A 17,540-nucleotide genomic window follows, 5' to 3' on the forward strand; every position below is an offset into this window, starting at 1 on the left:
GTGGGCCATGGTGGCGAACGTGAGTGTGGGGCCGGAGGTGGCAGTGGGCGTCAAGGGGCCGTCGAGGCCGACAAAAGCCGATGTCGCCCGCCTGGCCAAGGTTTCTCCGGCAACCGTCAGCTACGTCCTGAACAACGTTGCCGGTCAAAAGATCTCTGCCCAGACCCAGGCGATCGTCCGCGACGCCGCCGAGACGCTCGGTTACCGGCCCAACCTGGCCGCCCGCAATCTTGCCGTGGGCGGCAGTGGCGTGGTGCTGTACGTGCTGCCGCGCATGGCGCTCAGTGAGCTGCCGATCGAGGTCGGCAGCCGGCTGACCACCGCGTTGGCCAAGCACGGTGTGGTGGTCTCGCTGCAGTTCGAGACCAGGGACCCGGCGAGCATGAGCGGCGCGATCGCGAATCTGAACCCGATTGCGGTGACCAGCATCTTTCCGCTGTCCGGCGAAGCCCTTGCGGTGGTCGAAGCCGCCGGCATCCGGCATATCGACGTGGTCAGTACCCACCTGGAGGGATTCGATTCGCTGAACCTTTCCGTGGGCGAATTGGTGGTCGACCACCTCATCTCCAAGGGGCACAGCAACCTGGCATTTGCCGGGATCGATGTGCCCAAGCAATTGGCACTGAACGGATTTCGTCGCGACGGTGTTCGTGCGGCCGCCCGGGAGCGAGGGCTTCCCGAGGTCACGACCGGGTCGTTCGAGCCCAGTGGCTCGAACGCGGCGGCAATTGTCACCGAGTGGGCCGACCGCGGCGTGACCGCCATCTACGGCGCGAGCGACGAGGCGGCGTTTGTGGTGCTCCACGGGTTGCGTGAGGCGGGTTTGCGGTGCCCGCAGGACATCGCCGTCATCGGTGGCGAGGCCAGCACCCTGGGGCCGGTGAGCAACCCGCCGCTGACCACCGTGAAGATCCATGCCGGTGCGATCGTCGACGCGGCCGTGGCTGCGATGATGCGCGAGCTCGGATATCGACCCGATGAAGATCCCAGCAGCGCGAACGTCTTTGAGCTGATCCAGCGCCAATCCACCTGATCTGTCCTGGTCAGACGCCTTCGAAATCGACTGATGAACCAACTCCGCAAATTCGGTGACGCCGATCACTTACGCGTGTAAGCTCGCCAACAGTTCCACAGCTCGAGTCAGTGCAAAGCTCTGATCAGTCCACAACCGGCCTGACAACAAGTTGAAATGCTCCCGGCGCAGGTGAGCCCGCAATTCGGGTTGGCTGCCCCCGGGATGGAACGTGCGAAGAACATCAGCCACTTTCGGATCTCCGGGTGGTCTGTGAAGCGTGCCGAGCCTGCGTGTACGGCACAGAGGGAGGGGCAATCCGGTGACAGTGAGCGCAAATAGTGATGTGCATTTCGACCCCTATGACGTGGAACTGAATGCTGATCCGTATCCGATGTTCCGGCGGCTCCGGGAAGAGGCCCCGCTCTACTACAACAGCGAACACGACTTCTACCTGCTCAGTCGCTACGCCGATGTCCACGGCGCGCTGACAGACCCTATGACCTTCAGTTCTGCGCGTGGTGCGATTCTCGAGCTGATCAGGGCGAACATCGACATCCCGCCCGGTGTGCTGATCTTCGAGGATCCGCCGGTTCACACCATTCACCGAAAGCTCCTGGCTCGAATGTTCACGCCCCGCAAGGTGTTAGAACTGGAACCGAAGATTCGCGAGTTCTGCGCTCGCAGTCTTGACCCATTGATCGGTGCCGGAGAGTTCGACTTCGTCGCCGATCTCGGCGCGCAGATGCCGATGCGGGTGATCGGGATGCTGATCGGAATCCCGGAGGCAGATCAGGTGGCCATCCGGGAACACGCCAATGCCCAGTTGCGTACCGAGGCAGGCAAACCGATGAAGGCCGCCGAGGAAGGGATGGACACCGGTGAGATATTCGCCGACTACATCGACTGGCGCGCCAAACATCCTTCCGATGACATCGTGACCGAATTGCTCAACGCCGAGTTCGAAGATGAGACCGGGACGACCCGCAAACTCACCCGCGAAGAGTTGCTGACCTATGTCAATGTGGTTGCCGGTGCGGGCAACGAGACGACCACCCGGCTGATCGGATGGGCAGGCAAGGTTCTTGCCGAGCATCCGGATCAGCGGCGCCAGCTCGTCGACGATAATGCCCTGATACCCAAGGCGATTGAAGAGCTGCTGCGGTTCGAGCTGCCAGGGCCGCATGCGTCGAGGTATGTGACCCGCGACGTCGAATACTACGGTCAGACCGTACCGGCGGGCAGCGTGATGATGTTGCTGCTGGCCTCCGCCTGCCGCGACGATCGCCAGTTCCCGCCGAACGGTGATGTTTTCGACATCAATCGCGAAGCCCGCCCGCACCTTGCCTTCGGTAGCGGGACACATTTCTGCCTCGGCTCGTCGCTGGCCCGTCTGGAAGGACGGATTGCGCTCGAAGAGATTCTGAAGCGATTCCCGGAATGGGACGTGGACCTCACCCGCGCGACTTTGTCCCCGACCTCGACGGTCCGGGGTTGGGACGCGATGCCCGCCATCATCCGCTGAGAGTGCAGATACCCAGTGCCAGAACACGAAAGCATCTGGAGTGACCTTCAGGGTTTTGCCTTTGAGCAGGGCTATCTGACGGTCGGCGGCGTCCGGACCCGCTACCTCCACGCCGGCGACGACACCAAGCCGGTGCTGGTCCTGCTCCACGGGTCAGGGGGTCACGCCGAAGCGTATGTGCGCAACTTGAAGGCACACTCCGAGCACTTCTCGGCCTGGGCGATCGATATGTTGGGCCACGGTTACACCGGCAAACCGGGCCATGCGCTGGAAATCCCGCACTACGTCGATCACTACCTCGGGTTTCTCGATGCCATCGGTGCCGAGCGGGCCAATCTGAGTGGTGAGTCGCTGGGTGGTTGGGTGGCGTCGCGGGTTGCCGCCGATCACCCGGAGCGCGTCGGGCGGCTGGTACTGAACACGGCAGGTGGATCGCAGGCTGATCCGGTGGTGATGAAACGGATCATCGATCTGTCGATGGCCGCCGCGCGCAATCCCTCCTGGGAGACCGTGCAGGCCCGGATCAAGTGGCTGATGGCGGACAAGTCGAAGGACTACGACGACATTGTCGCCAGCAGGCAGCGGATCTATCGACAACCGGGATTCGTCGATGCGATGAGCGACATCATGGCGTTGCAGGACCGGGACATCCGGGCCCGAAATGTGTTGGGCCCGGAGGATTACGGACGTATCACCGCGCCGACCCTGGTGCTGTGGACCAGTGACGATCCGACCGCGAACGTCGACGAGGGGCGACGGATCGCGGCCATGATCCCCGGTTCGCGCTTCGAGGTGATGCACGGGTGCGGGCATTGGCCGCAGTACGAGGACGCCAAGACGTTCAACGCGCTGCATCTCGAGTTCCTGTTGGGAGGGTGAGCCGTGTCCTCTGCACTCGACGGTGGGGCCACCGACCGTGATCAGGTCGGTCGCGCACCGCAGACCTCGCAGGTTGATGTCGTGATCGTCGGGGCCGGCCCGGTCGGACTCACCCTCGCCAACATCCTGGGCCTGCAGAATGTTCGGACGCTGGTGGTCGATGAGCGCAACACGCTGATCGACTATCCACGGGGAGTGGGCCTGGACGACGAATCCCTGCGCACCTTCCAGTCGATCGGCCTCGTCGACCGAGTCCTCCCGCACACCAGCCCGAATCAGATACTGCGCTTTGTCGACGCCAAACGCCGGCTGCTGGCCGAGATCGCGCCCACCGACACCTCATTCGGTTGGCCCCGGCGCAACGCGTTCGTCCAGCCGCTCGTCGACGCGGAGCTCCTGGCCGGGCTGGGGCGTTTCGATCATGTTCAGGTGGCCTGGAACTCCCCGATGGTGGCGGCCGACGACACCGGCGAGGGGGTGGTGGTGGAACTCGCCGGTACCGGCGGACGCCGGACCGTGACCGCGCGCTATGTGGTCGGATGCGATGGCGGACGCAGTGCGACAAGGCATCTGATGGGGGTGTCGTTCGAGGGGACGACATCACCGACACGATGGCTGGTCGTGGATCTGGCGACCGACCCGCTCGGACACCCGAACATCGAGGTGGCCGCGGACCCGGCGCGACCCAACGTGTCGGTGTCGATCGCCCATGGCATCCGCCGGTTCGAGTTCATGATTCACTCCGGCGAGAGTGACGAGGAGGCGCAGCGACCCGAGTTCCTCGCGAAACTGCTCGCGCCCCTGGTGCCGTACCCGGACGACCTCGACGTGATCCGGCGTCGGGTGTACACCCACCACTCCCGCATCGCCGGTGCCTTCCGCAAAGGTCGGATACTGCTGGCCGGTGACGCCGCGCACCTGATGCCGGTGTGGCAGGGACAGGGTTACAACAGCGGGATCCGGGACGCGGCCAACCTGGGGTGGAAGCTGGCCGCCGTGGTGACCGGTCGTGCCGATGACGTTCTCCTGGACACCTACGACAGCGAACGTCGCAGTCACGCCCGGGCGATGATCGATCTGTCGACGATGGTGGGCAAGGTCATCTCGCCGACGAACAGGCGGATTGCCGCCGCCCGAGATCTGCTGATCCGCAGCGCATCCGTGCTCCCCGCCCTGAAGAACTACGTGCTGACCATGCGATTCAAGCCGATGCCCCGGTATGAGCACGGTGCGGTGGTCCATGCCGATCCCCGTCCGGCCCGGTCGGCGGTGGGCACCCTGTTCATCCAGCCGAGCGTGGACACGCGGGATCGCAAAGGTGTTCTGCTCGACGACGTCCTGGGCACCTGGTTCGCAGTGCTGTGCTGGAACAACCATCCACGCACGGTGCTGGGGGAGCAGCAGTTCTCGGCGTGGAAAGCCCAGGGCGCCAGATTCATCACGGCCCGGCCGGGATGTCAGCTCGAATGGACCGGCCACGACGATCCCGATGTCATCGTCATCGGTGACAGCAGCGGCCACGTGAAGCGCTGGTTCGACGCACAGACCGACTCCGTCCTGTTCCTGCGACCGGACCGGTGTATTGCCGCAGCCTGTGTCGCACAACGTGCCCCGGAGACAAGTGCGGCACTGCTCGAAGTACTCGGCTCAGGGCAGGTCAGATCGGGGCGAGCCGGATCAGGGGAAGGGGAAACCGATGCCACTGGCGCTCTGCTGCGTGTCACACAGCCCCCTGCTTGAACTCCCGGGCACACCGCCCGAACTCGTCGACGACGTGGGGGCCGCGCTCGAAGAGGCCGCCGACTTCGTCCGGAGTTGGGACCCTGAACTGGTGGTGATCTTTTCACCGGATCACTACAACGGATTCTTCTACCGGGTGATGCCGCCGTTCTGCATCGGCAACGCCGCCCGGGGTGTCGGTGATTACGGGACGCAGGCCGTCCCGCTGGATGTGCCGCGCGAGCTCGCCGATGCGTGCGCGCGGTCGGTGCTCGAGGCCGGGGTCGATGTCGCGGTCTCCGAATCGATGGACGTCGACCATGGCACCGTGCAGCCCCTGCAACGCCTGCTCGGTGATTCGCGGGCCCGGCCGGTGATCCCGATCTTCGTCAATTCCGTTGCGGCGCCGCTCGGTCCGTTGCGGCGGGTACGCGCGTTCGGGCAGGCGGTGGGTCAGTACCTGGGAGGTCTGGATCAGCGGGTGCTCGTCATCGGTTCCGGTGGCCTGTCACATGATCCGCCGGTACCGACACTGGCCACCGCGACGGGCGGCGCCCGGGAGCGAATGGTGCACGGCGGCGACCAGACCCCGCAGCAGCGTTCGGCCCGGCAGAGCGCGGTCATCGAGGCGGCGCGGGATTTCGCCGCCGGCCGTGGCCCACTTCGTCCGTTGAACCCGGATTGGGACCGTGAGTTCCTGGAGCTCGTCGACACCGGCCGGCTCGACGAGATCGACGGTTGGTCCAACACACAGATCACCACCGATGCCGGCAATTCGGCACACGAGATCCGCACCTGGGTGGCGGCCTTCGCTGCGATGGCCGCTCAAGGGCCCTACGAGACGCCGGTGCGTTACTACCGCGCCGCGCCCGAGTTGATTGCGGGCTTTGCGATCCGGGCTGCCCAAAGCAGCGCCGAAGCCCGCCCATGACACACGAACCCGACAACCGCCAGAGGAGGACGCAGTGACGGATTCTGAGACAGCGGCGATCACCCCCGCCGGCGATTACGACAAAACTGTCGACGTACTGGTGGTCGGATCGGGCGGTGGCGGGATGACCGCGGCACTGGCAGCCGCTGACGCCGGGCTGGACACCCTGGTGGTGGAGAAGGGCGCACAATTCGGTGGATCCACGGCGTTGTCCGGTGGTGGCATCTGGGTTCCGGGCGCGCCCGCCCAGCGCCGCGCGGGGTATTCCCCGGAACCGGCGGGTGTGCAGGAGTACCTGCGCGCAATCACCGAGGGCTTGGTCAGTGACGAACGCATCGCGCAGTACGTCCAGACCGCCCCCGAGATGATGGATTTTCTGGAGAGGTCCAGCCCGTGGCTGGAGTTCGTCTGGAAACCGGGCTACGCCGACTATTACCCGGAACTGCCAGGGGGGTCCGAACGTGGCAGCACCATCAACGTTCCACCCATCGACCTGCGGGAACTCGGCGACGAAGAGCAGAACCTGTTGACGCCCCTGGCACTGGCTCCCAAGGGAGTGTGGCTCGGACCGAAGGACCTGCGCGCGTTCTATCGGATCCGGCAGTCCTGGACGGGCAAGGCAGTGCTCTTCAAACTGCTGTGGCGCATGTTCCGGGCCCATGTGTTCGGTGACCGGATCGCCGCGATCGGCCAATCGTTGGCGGCCCGGCTGCGGCTGGCCATGAAAGAGCAGGGCATACCGCTGTGGCTGGACTCGCCGATGATCGAGCTGATCGAAGGGCCTGATCGATCGGTGCTCGGTGCGGTGGTCGGGCATGAGGGTGCCACGCTGCGGATCCGGGCCCGACGGGCCGTGATTCTCGCGACCGGCGGATTCGATCACGACATGGACTGGCGGCGCGAACACCAACCGGTCTTGGCGGAGGATTGGAGCTTCGGAAATCCGCTGGCCACCGGTGACGGGATCCGGGCGGCCGAGAAAGTCGGGGCCGCAACCGAACTGCTCGACGAGGCCTGGTGGTTTCCGGCCATCCAATGGCCTGACGGTCGAATGCAGTTCATGCTCAACGAGCGCATGATGCCCTCGCAGTTCGTGGTCAACGGTGCCGGACGCCGCTTCTGCAACGAGGCGGCACCGTATATGGACTTCAGCCACGCGATGATCGCCGGCGAGAAGACCGGGGTGACCCACATTCCCTGCTGGCTCATCACCGACTCGCGGTCGTGGGCGAGGTATGTCGTGGCAGGACACCTGCCGCTACCCAAGATTCCGTTCGCGCCGGTACCCACCGGGCGCAAGATGCCGAAGGAGTGGTTGCAGTCCGGAGTTGTCCAAGAAGGGTTCAACTTGGCAGAACTCGCCACCAAGATCGAGGTACCGGTCGACGAACTCACCAGAACCGCAGAGCGTTTCAACGACCTCGCCCGCCGAGGCCATGACGACGACTTCAATCGCGGTGACAGCAGCTACGACAACTACTACGGCGACCCGACCTTGCCCAACCCCAATCTGTACCCGTTGACGAAACCGCCGTACTACGCCTTCCGGATGGTCCTGGGTGATCTCGGAACCTCCGGTGGACTCCGGACCGACGAGTACGCCCGCGTCCTGCGCGACGACAACTCACACGTCGACGGGCTGTACGCGGTGGGTAACACCTCCGGGGCGGTGATGGGCCGGAGCTACGCCGGGGCCGGGGCCACCATCGGCCCGGCGATGACGTTCGGATACGTCGCCGCGCGTCACATCGCACAGAATCCCGGTCCCGCCGAAGTCGCAGCACCGCAGGAGGATTCCGCTTCACCCTCGCAACCGTTTCATTCCCATCGGAGGTAACCAATGAAGATTTCCTTGTTCTATGAGTTCGCCCTGCCACGCCCGTGGACGCAGGACGACGAATACAAGATGTTCCAGGAGGGCCTGGCCGAGGTGGAGGCCGCCGACAAGGCGGGATTCTCGACGGTGTGGCTCACCGAACACCATTTCCTCGAAGAGTATTGCCACTCAACGGCACCCGAGATGTTCCTGGCCGCCGCCAGCCAGCGAACCAAGGACATCCGCCTCGGCTTCGGCGTGATGCACCTGCCGCCGGGGATCAATCACCCGGCCCGGGTCGCCGAGCGCGTAGCGACGCTCGACCTCATCTCCGGCGGCCGGGTGGAGTTCGGAACCGGTGAATCGTCGTCCGTGGCCGAGCTCGCCGGGTTCAACATCGATCCGGCGGACAAGCGTGGACAGTGGGAGGAAGCCCTCGAGGTGACCATCCGCTGCATGACCGAGGAGCCGTTCACCGGGTTCAAGGGCGAGCACATCGAGATGCCGGCCCGCAACGTGATCCCGAAGCCGTTCCAGAAGTCGCATCCGCCGGTATGGGTGGCCTGCACCCGTCCATCGTCGGTGCAGATGGCAGCGCAAAAGGCCATCGGTGCACTGAGTTTCGCCTACACCGGGCCCGGACCGCTCGGCGACCGCGTTGCCTCGTACTACCAGGAGTTCGAAGAGCGCGGTGTGCCGTCGACGCCGGAGATCAATCCGAACATCCTCGCGATCGGTGGCGACTTGTCGATGATGGTCGCGCCGACCGAGAAACAGGCACTCGACCGGCTCGGAGTCGGCGGCGGCTTCTTCTCGTTCGGGATCATGCACTACTACATGACCGGACAGCACATACCCGGCCGCACGGGCGTGTGGGAGCGGTACCTCGAAGAGGTGGCCAACGACGAGACCCTCGCCTACGGCCCGGGTCGCGGCGCCATCGGTTCGCCGGAGATGGTTCGCGAGTTCCTGCGTGGCTACGAGGAGAGTGGGGTCGACGAGATCATCCTGCTGCTCAATCCACGCTGTCACGAGGCGACGATGGAATCGATCGAGCTGATGGGCAAAGAGGTCCTGCCGGAGTTCATCGAACGGGACGAAAAGGCCGTCAAGGCAAAGGCTCAGCGACTCGCCCCGGTCATCGAGAAGGTGCAGGCGCGTCGCCCGGAATCGCGCGCGCCGGAGTTCGACCCGAACTACTCATTCGGCGGCCTACCGACCGGTCGTGGCGGAAGCTTCACCGCGAGTGAGATTCCCGAGGCGATGGCAGAGATCAACGAGGGCCGGGTCCAGGCGGCACAAGCCGCGAAGGAGGCGGCGGCACAGTGATCGCCACGGCGCAGGTATTCCGGTCATGGGCCATCTAGACCAGCTGTTGCGCTACGACGGCCGTCGTGTCGTGGTCACCGGATGCTCGTCGGGCATCGGTGAGCAGGTCGCGCGGCAGAGTGCCGAGCTGGGTGCCGACGTCATCGGTCTCGACATATCTGCGCCGGGTCAGGATTCCCCGATCAGCGAGTTCCATCAGGTGGACCTCGCTGATCGGGGGTCGATCGACCGCGCCATCGCCGCGATCGGCGGCGGCGCGGTCGATGCGCTGTTCAACGTTGCTGGCGTGTCCTCCGGGATCGGGAACTCGCTGCTGGTGGTGACGATCAACTTTCTCGGCATGCGACATCTGACCGAATCATTGGTCTCCCGGATGCCAGGCGGATCGTCGATCACCTGCGTCTCGTCGATGGCCGCGTCCGGGTATCGCGACAATCGGGCCACCGTCGCGGACCTGCTCGGCACCGGATCGATGGCCGAGGGAGTGCAGTGGTGTCGGGAACATCCGGCAGCCCACGCCAACGGTGGCTACACATTGTCCAAAGAGGCGATCATCCACTATTGCATACGGAACTCTGAACACCTTGGTGCGCAGGGGATCCGGATCAATTGCACGGCCCCGGGCGTGACCGAGACGCCCATCCTCGATCAGCTGCGCACCGCGTACGGTCCGGAGTATCTTGACGACATACCGAAACCGTTGGGCCGGGTGTCGACCTCGCCGGAACAGGCTGCGGTTCTGGTCTTTCTGGGTAGCAACGCCGCCAGTTACGTGTCCGGCCAGGTGGTTTGGGTCGACGGCGGAATCGTGAACAGCAACGAGCTGCGTGAGCCCGTGTCAACCCTCGGGGTCACCGACCATCAAGCACCTACACATGACGCAAGGAATTGACATGAGCGACCACAGTGGAGTCAGTACCGTCGAACCGATCACGATGTCCACCATGAAGGACTTTCGCCGTGTTGCCGACGAGGTCCGGAACTGGGGCCGTTGGGGCAGTGCCGACGAACTCGGCACCCTCAACTTCATCACGGCCGACAAAGTGGCCGAAGGGGCATCTCTGGCCAAGGCGGGCAAAGTGTTTCCGCTGGGCGTCGACTTCGGATCGTCCGGACCCCAGGGTGCCTTCAAGTTTCGGCAGAACCCCGTCCACGTGATGACGGTGGACGGCGGCGACGCCGAAACCCTGGTCAAGCACTGCACGGATTGGGATATCAACTCGGTGGGCCAGGAACTGAGCGGGTTCTTTGCCGGTGAGGACAATCCGTTCCGGTTCAACGACGACATGATCATCATGCCGCTGCAGGCCGCGACGCAGTGGGACGCCCTCTCACACGTGTACTACGAGGAGAAGTTGTACAACGACTTCCCCGCGGATTCGGTGACGAGCATGGGCGCGAAGCACTGTGGGATAGACAAGGTGGACAGCAAAGGGATCACCTCGCGTGGCGTGCTCCTCGACGTGGTCCGCCACCGTGGGGCCGACCTGTACCTCGAACACGGTCGGACGATCACCCCGGCCGAACTCGACGACGTCGCCCGGGCACAGGGCGTCACCATCCGACGCGGAGACATCGTCCTGGTCCGAACGGGTTGGTGGGCCAGGTTCCTGACCACCGGCGCCGGATCCGAACCCGGAGCCGGACTCGATTGGACCTGCGCATCGTGGTTGCACGATCATGAGGTCGCCGCGGTCGCGTCGGACAACCTGATGGTCGAGGATCCGGTGTCGGCGGTCGAGGGCACGTTCCTGCCGATGCACATGCTCTGTCTGCGCGACATGGGGTTGATGCTCGGCGAGTACTGGGATCTGACTGCCCTGGCCGCCGATTGCGCGGCCGACGGAATCTACGAGTTCCAGCTGGTGGCACCGCCTTTGCGAGTCACCGGTGCCGTGGGGTCGCCGGTCAATCCGATAGCGATCAAGTAGCCGGCGATGACGCACAGTACGACGGCGACAAACCGAGCCACGGCGACGGACGCGCCCACGGCGGCGGTAGATGCCGGGCCCCTGGTGGTGGGACTCGGCGGCACGCTGCGCACCAACTCGTCCACCGAGCGGGTGTTGCGGTACTGCCTGGACTCGATCGAGCGGCAGGGCGGACACCCCGAGATCTACAGCGGCGCCGACCTCGACATGCCGATGTACTCGCCGCACGAACTCGAACGCACACCACAGGCGCGCAAACTGGTCGATTCCCTGCGCGGTGCCGATGCGGTGATCGTCTCGTCCCCGGGCTATCACGGCGGGGTCTCGGGGCTGATCAAGAATGCGATCGACTACATCGAGGACCTGCGCGACGAACCGCGGACATACCTGGACAACACGCCATGGGGTTGTATCTCCTGTGCTTACGGCTGGCAGGCAGCGGTGGGAACGCTCGGGCAACTCCGGTCCATCGGACATGCGCTGCGGGCGTGGCCCACACCGCTGGGTGTGGCCATCAACTCGGCCGACCAGATCTGGGATGACGCAGGCCAATTGACGGACCAGGCGGTTCGGGGACAGCTGGACATGCTGGCCGCGCAGGTGCTGGCCTTCGCGAGAGCCGGTGGGCGGCAGTCATGACGAACTCCGGCAGCCGGACCTCGCCCGCCCACATCGTGCGCAGATATGTGGTGGTGGACGGGCACTCGACCAGCTACCTCGAGGGCGGGGTAGGTGACACCGTGGTGCTCCTGCACGGTGGAGAGTTCGGTGCCGGTGCGGAATTGGGCTTCGAGCGCATCCTCGGTCCGCTCGCCGAGCGGTTTCACGTTCTGGCACCCGACCTGCTGGGCTTCGGGGAATCGGCAAAAGTGGTCGACTTCAACGACGGCCGAGGTCTGCGCATACGACATGTCGCCGCACTGTGTCGGGTGCTGGGTGTGGACTCGGCACACTTTGTCGGGAACTCCATGGGAGCGGTCATGCTCTTGGCCGATCTGACGTCGGACCGCCCGGTGTTGCCGGTGCGGACTCTGGTGGCCATCTGCGGCGGCGGCGAGATCCAGCCGGGCCCACACATGCAGGCGCTGTATGACTATGACGTGACGATGCCCGCCATGCGCCGGATCGTCGAGGCCCTTTTCCACGATGCCTCGTACCCCGCGGACGGGGACTTCGTCCGTCGACGGTACGAGTCGTCGACCGCGCCGGGTGCCTGGGAAGCGGTGGCCGCCGCCCGGTTCCGGCGACCGGACACGGCTGCGCAGGCCGCCGCCGGTACCGGTTCGGGCGGGTTGGTGAATGACCGGCCCTACGAACGGATCGGCGTACCCACGCTGGTTGTCGAGGGTGAGTGCGACAAACTCTTGCCCCCTGGCTGGGCAAAGGAACTGGCCGACCGGGTGCGGGTGGGGACCTCGGCGGTGATTCCGCAGGCCGGTCATTGTCCGCAGATAGAACAGCCGGCCGCGGTGAGCCGGCTTCTCATCGAATTCTTCGAGAAACAGTGCGCGGAACCGCGCGCGACCGAACAACGGAAGTGATGGCGATGGGCGAACTGTCAGGCAAGGTCGCAGTGGTCACGGGCGGGTCCGCGGGGATCGGGGCTGCGACCGTCGAGCGGTTCCTGGCCGAAGGGGCGCGGGTGGTGATCGCCGACACCGATCTCGTCGGAGGCGAAACCCTCGCCGCCGCATACGGACCGGAGGCAATGTTCCAGCCGACCGATGTCTCCGACCCGCGGCAGGTGGAACAGCTCGTCGCGGTGGCGGTCGATACCTTCGGTGCACTGGACATCATGGTCAACAACGCCGGGGTCCCCGGGGTCATGCACAAGAGCTTTCTCCAGGATGACCTGGCCGACTTCCATCACGTGATGGGGGTCAACCTCCTCGGGGTGATGCTCGGTACGCGAAATGCCGCCCGCCACATGGCGACTGCCGATGGCGGCTCGATCATCAACGTGTCCTCGGTCGGCGGCGTACTGGCCGGTGGTGGTGTGATGACGTACCGGGCATCCAAGGCCGCGGCGATCCACTTCACGAAATCGGCGGCCATCGAGCTGGCCGAATACGACATTCGCGTCAATTGCATTGCACCGGGCAACATACCCACCTCATTGCTCGCCACTTCCGCGGCAAAGATGTCGCCGGAGGCCGGGGAGCGGTTCACCAGGGGCGTGCGCGAGGCCATGAAGGCCGACCGGCCGCTGGGGCGCGACGGCACGCCCGGCGACGTGGCAGAAGTGGCCCTGTACTTCGGTAGCGACCGGTCGTCGTATGTGACGGGAACGGTACTGCCGGTCGACGGTGGCACGGTGGCCGGCAAACCACTGAAGAAGCGGAACTTCTCGGACAAGCCGGCCACCGCTGCCCACAGCAACGGAGAAAGAAGGCCCGTATGAAAGTGACAGTCGAACAATCCAAGTGCATCGCTGCCGGGCAGTGTGTCTTCGAGGCGGCAGATGTTTTCGATCAACGGGATGACGACGGGATCGTCGAACTGCTCAACGATCATCCACCCGCCGAACTGCATGGTCACGTCAGGGAAGCAGCGGCGGTGTGTCCTGCGATGGCCATCCACGTGGAGGAATGAGCGTACCCGTCTCGCCGTGCACACCGCCCTCGATCTTCCGATGACCCCCTAAGGAGTGACCGTGTCTGATTCGCTGCCCAGCACCACAATTGATGGAGCCGGTGATGTCCCGGACTACCCGATGGAGCGGTCGGCGCAGTGTCCGTTCGCGCCTCCGCCGGAGGTTCGGGCCCTCACCGAGACCGCCCCGCTGAGCCGCGTCCGGATCTGGGACGGAAGCACCCCATGGCTGGTCACGGGGTACCCCGAGCTGAAGGCGCTGATGGGTGATCCGCGGGTCAGCGTCGACGACAGGCGCCCGGGCTTCCCGCACTGGAACGAGGGCATGCTCTCGACGGTTGATGTGCGCCCGAGGTCGGTGTTCACCTCCGATGGTGAGGAACACACCAAGTTTCGTCGTATGTTGACCCGTCCCTTCACCTTCAAGCGCGTCGACGCGATGCGCCCGGCCATCCAGCGGATCACCGATGAACACATCGATGCGATCCTGGCCGGCCCGCAACCCGCTGATCTGGTCGAAGGCCTCGCGCTGCCGGTGCCGTCGCTGGTGATCTCCGAGATGCTGGGTGTGCCCTACGCGGATCACGAGTTCTTCCAGGCACACGCGACGACGGGGGTCAGCCGGTTCGCCTCTGCCGAGCAGGCGGCCGAGGGCCGGACCGGATTGGCCAGATACCTGATCAAGCTGGTCAAGAAGAAGATGGACGAGCCTGCCGAGGACATCGTGACCGAGCTGGCCGAGCGGGTTCGCGCCGAGGAGCTCACCATGCGGGAGGCCGCACAGCTCGGCACCGGACTGCTCATCGCCGGCCACGAGACCAGTGCCAACATGATCTCGCTCGGCACACTGGCGCTGCTGCAGAACCCGCAGCAGCTGGCGCTGCTGCGCGATTCCGATGACCCGAAGGTGCTGGCCAACGCGGTCGAAGAACTGATGCGTTACCTGAGCATCATTCAGAACGGGCAACGGCGGGTTGCGGTGGAGGACATCGAGATCGGCGGCAAGACGATCAAGGCGGGGGAGGGCATCATCATCGACCTGGCCCCGGCCAACTGGGACGCCAGGGAGTTCCCCGAGCCCGACAAGCTCGATATCCTGCGGCCCGCCCGCCAGCAGGTCGGCTTCGGTTTCGGTGTTCACCAGTGCGTGGGTCAGCAGCTCGCGCGGGTGGAGTTGCAGATCGTCTTCCAGACGCTGCTCCGCCGCATCCCGAGCCTCGCGCTGGCGATCCCGTTCGAAGAAGTCGAGTTCAAGCACGACCGACTGGCCTACGGCGTCTATCAGCTGCCGGTCACCTGGTAACGCAAACGAGCCGGAAATACGAAGACGAGCCACAAATTTGTGGCTCGTCTTCGTATTCCCGGCTCGTTTGTCTGGGGATCACCGGTCGGGTGCGGTGCCGATGATGCCGTCGGACTGCAGCGCTGCGATCTCCTCGTCCGTGAGTCCGAGTTCGCGCAGGATCTGCCGATTGTGCTGGCCGAGAAGCGGTGCCGGCGTCTGATGGAAGTGGTCGATGCTGTCGGTGAAGCGGATCGGTGTGGTGCTGTGGGCCGCGGGCCCGTTGACCGGATGATCCACCTGCTCGAAGAACCGGCGGTACGCGAGCTGCGGAATCTCGGTGATCCGATGCGGCTGCATCACTTTCGCGGCGGGCACCCCGGCGTCACAGAGCAATTCGACGGCGGTGTCGCTGCTCATCGCCCGGAAGACGGCGCCGAGCTCGCCGTCGATGAGGTCGTGGTGTTCGCGACGACCGGCGGCGTCATCGAGCCGGGGATCCGTTGCCCACGCCGGTGCGCCGAGCGCCTTCTGCAGTGCGGTCCACTGGGTGTCGGTGGCCACGGCCACCGCGATCCAGCAGTCGTCGCGACCGAACTCGTCCACGTCGGCGGTCAGGTAGAGGTTTTGCGGCGCGGCCACGGGTCCACGGTTTCCGTCCCGCTGCAGGATGTTCCCGTAGGCCGAGTATTCGGTGACCTGTTCGGCGGCGATGGCCAGTGCCGCATCGACCATCGCGACCTCGACCTGCACACCCTCGCCGGTGCGCTTGCGGTGTTCCAGGGCCAGTAGCAGCGCGGACAGCGCATGGACCCCGGCGTTCGGGTCGCCCAGGCAGTACGGCTCGAGTGGATTGGCGTCGGGATACCCGGTCAGCCAGGTCAACCCGGACGCATCCTCGATGACGTAGGCGAACGCGGGGTTCTCCCGCCACGGCCCGTCGAGTCCGAAGCCGGGCATCCGGACCACGATGGCGTCCGGGCGCAGAGCGTGGACGCCGGCGAAGTCGAGACCGATCTGATCGAGTACCCGTGGTGTGTAGTTCTCGACGATGATGTCGGACGTCGCCACGAGTTCCCGGAGCAAGTGCTGCCCACGGTCGGTCGAGAAGTCCAGGGTCACACTCTTCTTGTTGGTGTTCAGGCCCGAGAAGATGGGAGAGCGTTCCCACCACTGGTCCTCGGTGACGGGCACACCGGCGATGAGCCGGGTCCCGTCCGGCCGACGCGTGGATTCCAGGTGGATCACCTCGGCGCCTAGCATCGCGAGAAAGTGCGTGCAGGATGGACCGGCCCAGTACGCGGTCATGTCCAGCACGCGCAGCCCGGCAAAGGGAAGCTGTTCGCCGGCCGAGGGATTCGTGGGCTGGGTACGCCGGCGCGGAGGCTGGGCGCGGTGGTGTTCGGTGTGCTCGCCTAGGGCCGGTGCCGGTGCCGGAGGGCGAAGCTGCGCCGGTTGCATCCGGAACGGTGACGCGGGCTGGTCGAATCCATCCCGTGGATTGGTCGTGAACGTCCGGCGTTCCCGGAAATGGTCCTGCTCGGTGGCATTTTCACCGTGGACGACCGGGGCATTGGGGATGCGTAGCGCACTGGCGAACTCGCGGATGCCGGTGACGTCCTGCTCGGACAGCCAGGCGTAGATCTCGGGCGCGTGCTGCTGCGCCCGCTCGGTGAGGGTCAGTGTCGATTCCTCGTCCATCCACTCCGGATGCCCGACCATGACCGCGAGGTCGAACCACTGCTGCATGGTGCCGCAGCCCAGGGCCACCAGACCATCGGCCGCGGTGGCCACCCCGGGCACGCCGGCGGCACGTTTGGTGCGGAACGGTCGCTGCAGAACGTCGAAGAAGCTCACGGAATAGTAGGTGAGACAGAGGATCTCGGTTTCCAGCATCGAGACGTCCAGCAGGTCGCCGATTCCGCTCTGGCCGGTAACGATACTCGATGTGAGTGTTCCTGCGCAGGCATAGGCGCCGGTGAGCCATTCGCCCACCTGGCCGCCCACGTGGACCGGTGCGCGGCCCGGGGACCCTCGTCCGAGGCCGACGATACCGCCCGAGGCAGCCTGCACGGTGAACTCGGTGGCCGGTCGATCGCTCCACGGCCCGTGTAGGCCGAAGGGTGTGATGGCGGTGACGGTCAACTGCGGGTGCCTGCGATGGATTTCGTCGGCGGTCAGCGACGGGCGCTCGGTGATCCGCGAGTTGTGCGACCAGACAACGGCATCGGCTCCCGCGAGCAACTTTTCCAGGAGTTCGACATCGCCGGGGTCGTCTGGGTCGACGACGACGCTGTCCTTGGAGCAGGCCAGGTAACCGAACAGGGCGCCATCGGAACCCGGCGCGATCGGTGCGCCCGAGGCCGTCCACCTGCGCAGCGGATCACCCTCGGGGGGTTCGACTTTGATGATCCGGGCGCCGCCGTCGGCCAGGAGCTTGGTGCAGTACGCCCCCGCGATACCCGCCGACAGGTCGACCACCACGTATCCGTCGAGTGGGTATCGGGAACCGGAAGTGTGCATC

The 17,540-nt window shown here is 65.3% G+C and carries 15 protein-coding genes; 14 read left to right on the forward strand and 1 reads right to left on the reverse strand.

All coding sequences use genetic code 11. The features are described 5' to 3' along the window. Positions 1 to 43: 43 nt before the first annotated feature. From AC51GT_RS22740 to AC51GT_RS22805, 14 genes are all read left to right on the forward strand, one after another. Complete coding sequence (locus AC51GT_RS22740) at positions 44 to 1,033, forward strand: LacI family DNA-binding transcriptional regulator (protein ID WP_496330274.1); 990 nt, start codon at positions 44 to 46, stop codon at positions 1,031 to 1,033. 301 nt (positions 1,034 to 1,334) lie between these two features. Then, on the forward strand, positions 1,335 to 2,537 hold the full coding sequence (locus AC51GT_RS22745) for a cytochrome P450 (protein WP_496330246.1): 1,203 nt from the start codon (positions 1,335 to 1,337) through the stop codon (positions 2,535 to 2,537). 15 nt (positions 2,538 to 2,552) lie between these two features. Then, the gene (locus tag AC51GT_RS22750; RefSeq protein WP_496330247.1) at positions 2,553 to 3,416 is read left to right on the forward strand and encodes an alpha/beta fold hydrolase; all 864 of its coding nucleotides are present in this window, start codon (positions 2,553 to 2,555) and stop codon (positions 3,414 to 3,416) included. A gap of 3 nt (positions 3,417 to 3,419) precedes the next feature. Further along, a complete protein-coding gene (locus AC51GT_RS22755; RefSeq protein WP_496330248.1) occupies positions 3,420 to 5,156 on the forward strand; it encodes a bifunctional 3-(3-hydroxy-phenyl)propionate/3-hydroxycinnamic acid hydroxylase in 1,737 nt (578 codons plus the stop codon). Continuing rightward, entirely contained in the window at positions 5,113 to 6,066 is a 954-nt protein-coding gene (locus AC51GT_RS22760) for a 3-carboxyethylcatechol 2,3-dioxygenase (protein WP_496330249.1), read from the forward strand. The genes AC51GT_RS22755 and AC51GT_RS22760 overlap by 44 nt, the downstream gene beginning before the upstream one ends. 34 nt (positions 6,067 to 6,100) lie before the next feature. Then, positions 6,101 to 7,903 carry an FAD-binding protein gene (locus AC51GT_RS22765; RefSeq protein WP_496330250.1) on the forward strand — a complete coding sequence of 601 codons (1,803 nt, stop codon included), beginning with the start codon at positions 6,101 to 6,103 and terminating at the stop codon, positions 7,901 to 7,903. A 3-nt stretch (positions 7,904 to 7,906) separates the two neighbouring features. Then, positions 7,907 to 9,211, forward strand: coding sequence for an LLM class flavin-dependent oxidoreductase (locus tag AC51GT_RS22770; protein WP_496330251.1), 1,305 nt, complete (start codon positions 7,907 to 7,909; stop codon positions 9,209 to 9,211). Between the two features lie 25 nt (positions 9,212 to 9,236). Beyond that, entirely contained in the window at positions 9,237 to 10,103 is an 867-nt protein-coding gene (locus tag AC51GT_RS22775; protein WP_496330252.1) for a coniferyl-alcohol dehydrogenase, read from the forward strand. A gap of 43 nt (positions 10,104 to 10,146) precedes the next feature. Further along, positions 10,147 to 11,142 carry a cyclase family protein gene (locus AC51GT_RS22780; RefSeq protein WP_496330275.1) on the forward strand — a complete coding sequence of 332 codons (996 nt, stop codon included), beginning with the start codon at positions 10,147 to 10,149 and terminating at the stop codon, positions 11,140 to 11,142. A 6-nt stretch (positions 11,143 to 11,148) separates the two neighbouring features. Then, entirely contained in the window at positions 11,149 to 11,781 is a 633-nt protein-coding gene (locus AC51GT_RS22785) for an NADPH-dependent FMN reductase (protein WP_496330253.1), read from the forward strand. Further along, complete coding sequence (locus AC51GT_RS22790; protein WP_496330254.1) at positions 11,778 to 12,683, forward strand: alpha/beta fold hydrolase; 906 nt, start codon at positions 11,778 to 11,780, stop codon at positions 12,681 to 12,683. Before AC51GT_RS22785 ends, AC51GT_RS22790 begins: the two co-directional genes overlap by 4 nt. After that, entirely contained in the window at positions 12,683 to 13,543 is an 861-nt protein-coding gene (locus AC51GT_RS22795) for an SDR family NAD(P)-dependent oxidoreductase (protein WP_496330255.1), read from the forward strand. The genes AC51GT_RS22790 and AC51GT_RS22795 overlap by 1 nt, the downstream gene beginning before the upstream one ends. Further along, positions 13,540 to 13,734: a ferredoxin gene (locus tag AC51GT_RS22800; protein WP_496327345.1), complete on the forward strand. Its 195-nt coding sequence runs from the start codon at positions 13,540 to 13,542 to the stop codon at positions 13,732 to 13,734. Before AC51GT_RS22795 ends, AC51GT_RS22800 begins: the two co-directional genes overlap by 4 nt. Before the next feature lie 61 nt (positions 13,735 to 13,795). Next, positions 13,796 to 15,037: a cytochrome P450 gene (locus AC51GT_RS22805; RefSeq protein WP_496330256.1), complete on the forward strand. Its 1,242-nt coding sequence runs from the start codon at positions 13,796 to 13,798 to the stop codon at positions 15,035 to 15,037. 78 nt (positions 15,038 to 15,115) lie between these two features. Here AC51GT_RS22805 and AC51GT_RS22810 read toward each other — a convergent pair whose 3' ends face one another. Then, a complete protein-coding gene (locus AC51GT_RS22810) occupies positions 15,116 to 17,539 on the reverse strand; it encodes a CaiB/BaiF CoA transferase family protein (protein WP_496330257.1) in 2,424 nt (807 codons plus the stop codon). Position 17,540 lies beyond the last annotated feature (1 nt).

This window comes from Williamsia sp. z34, from assembly GCF_059553395.1.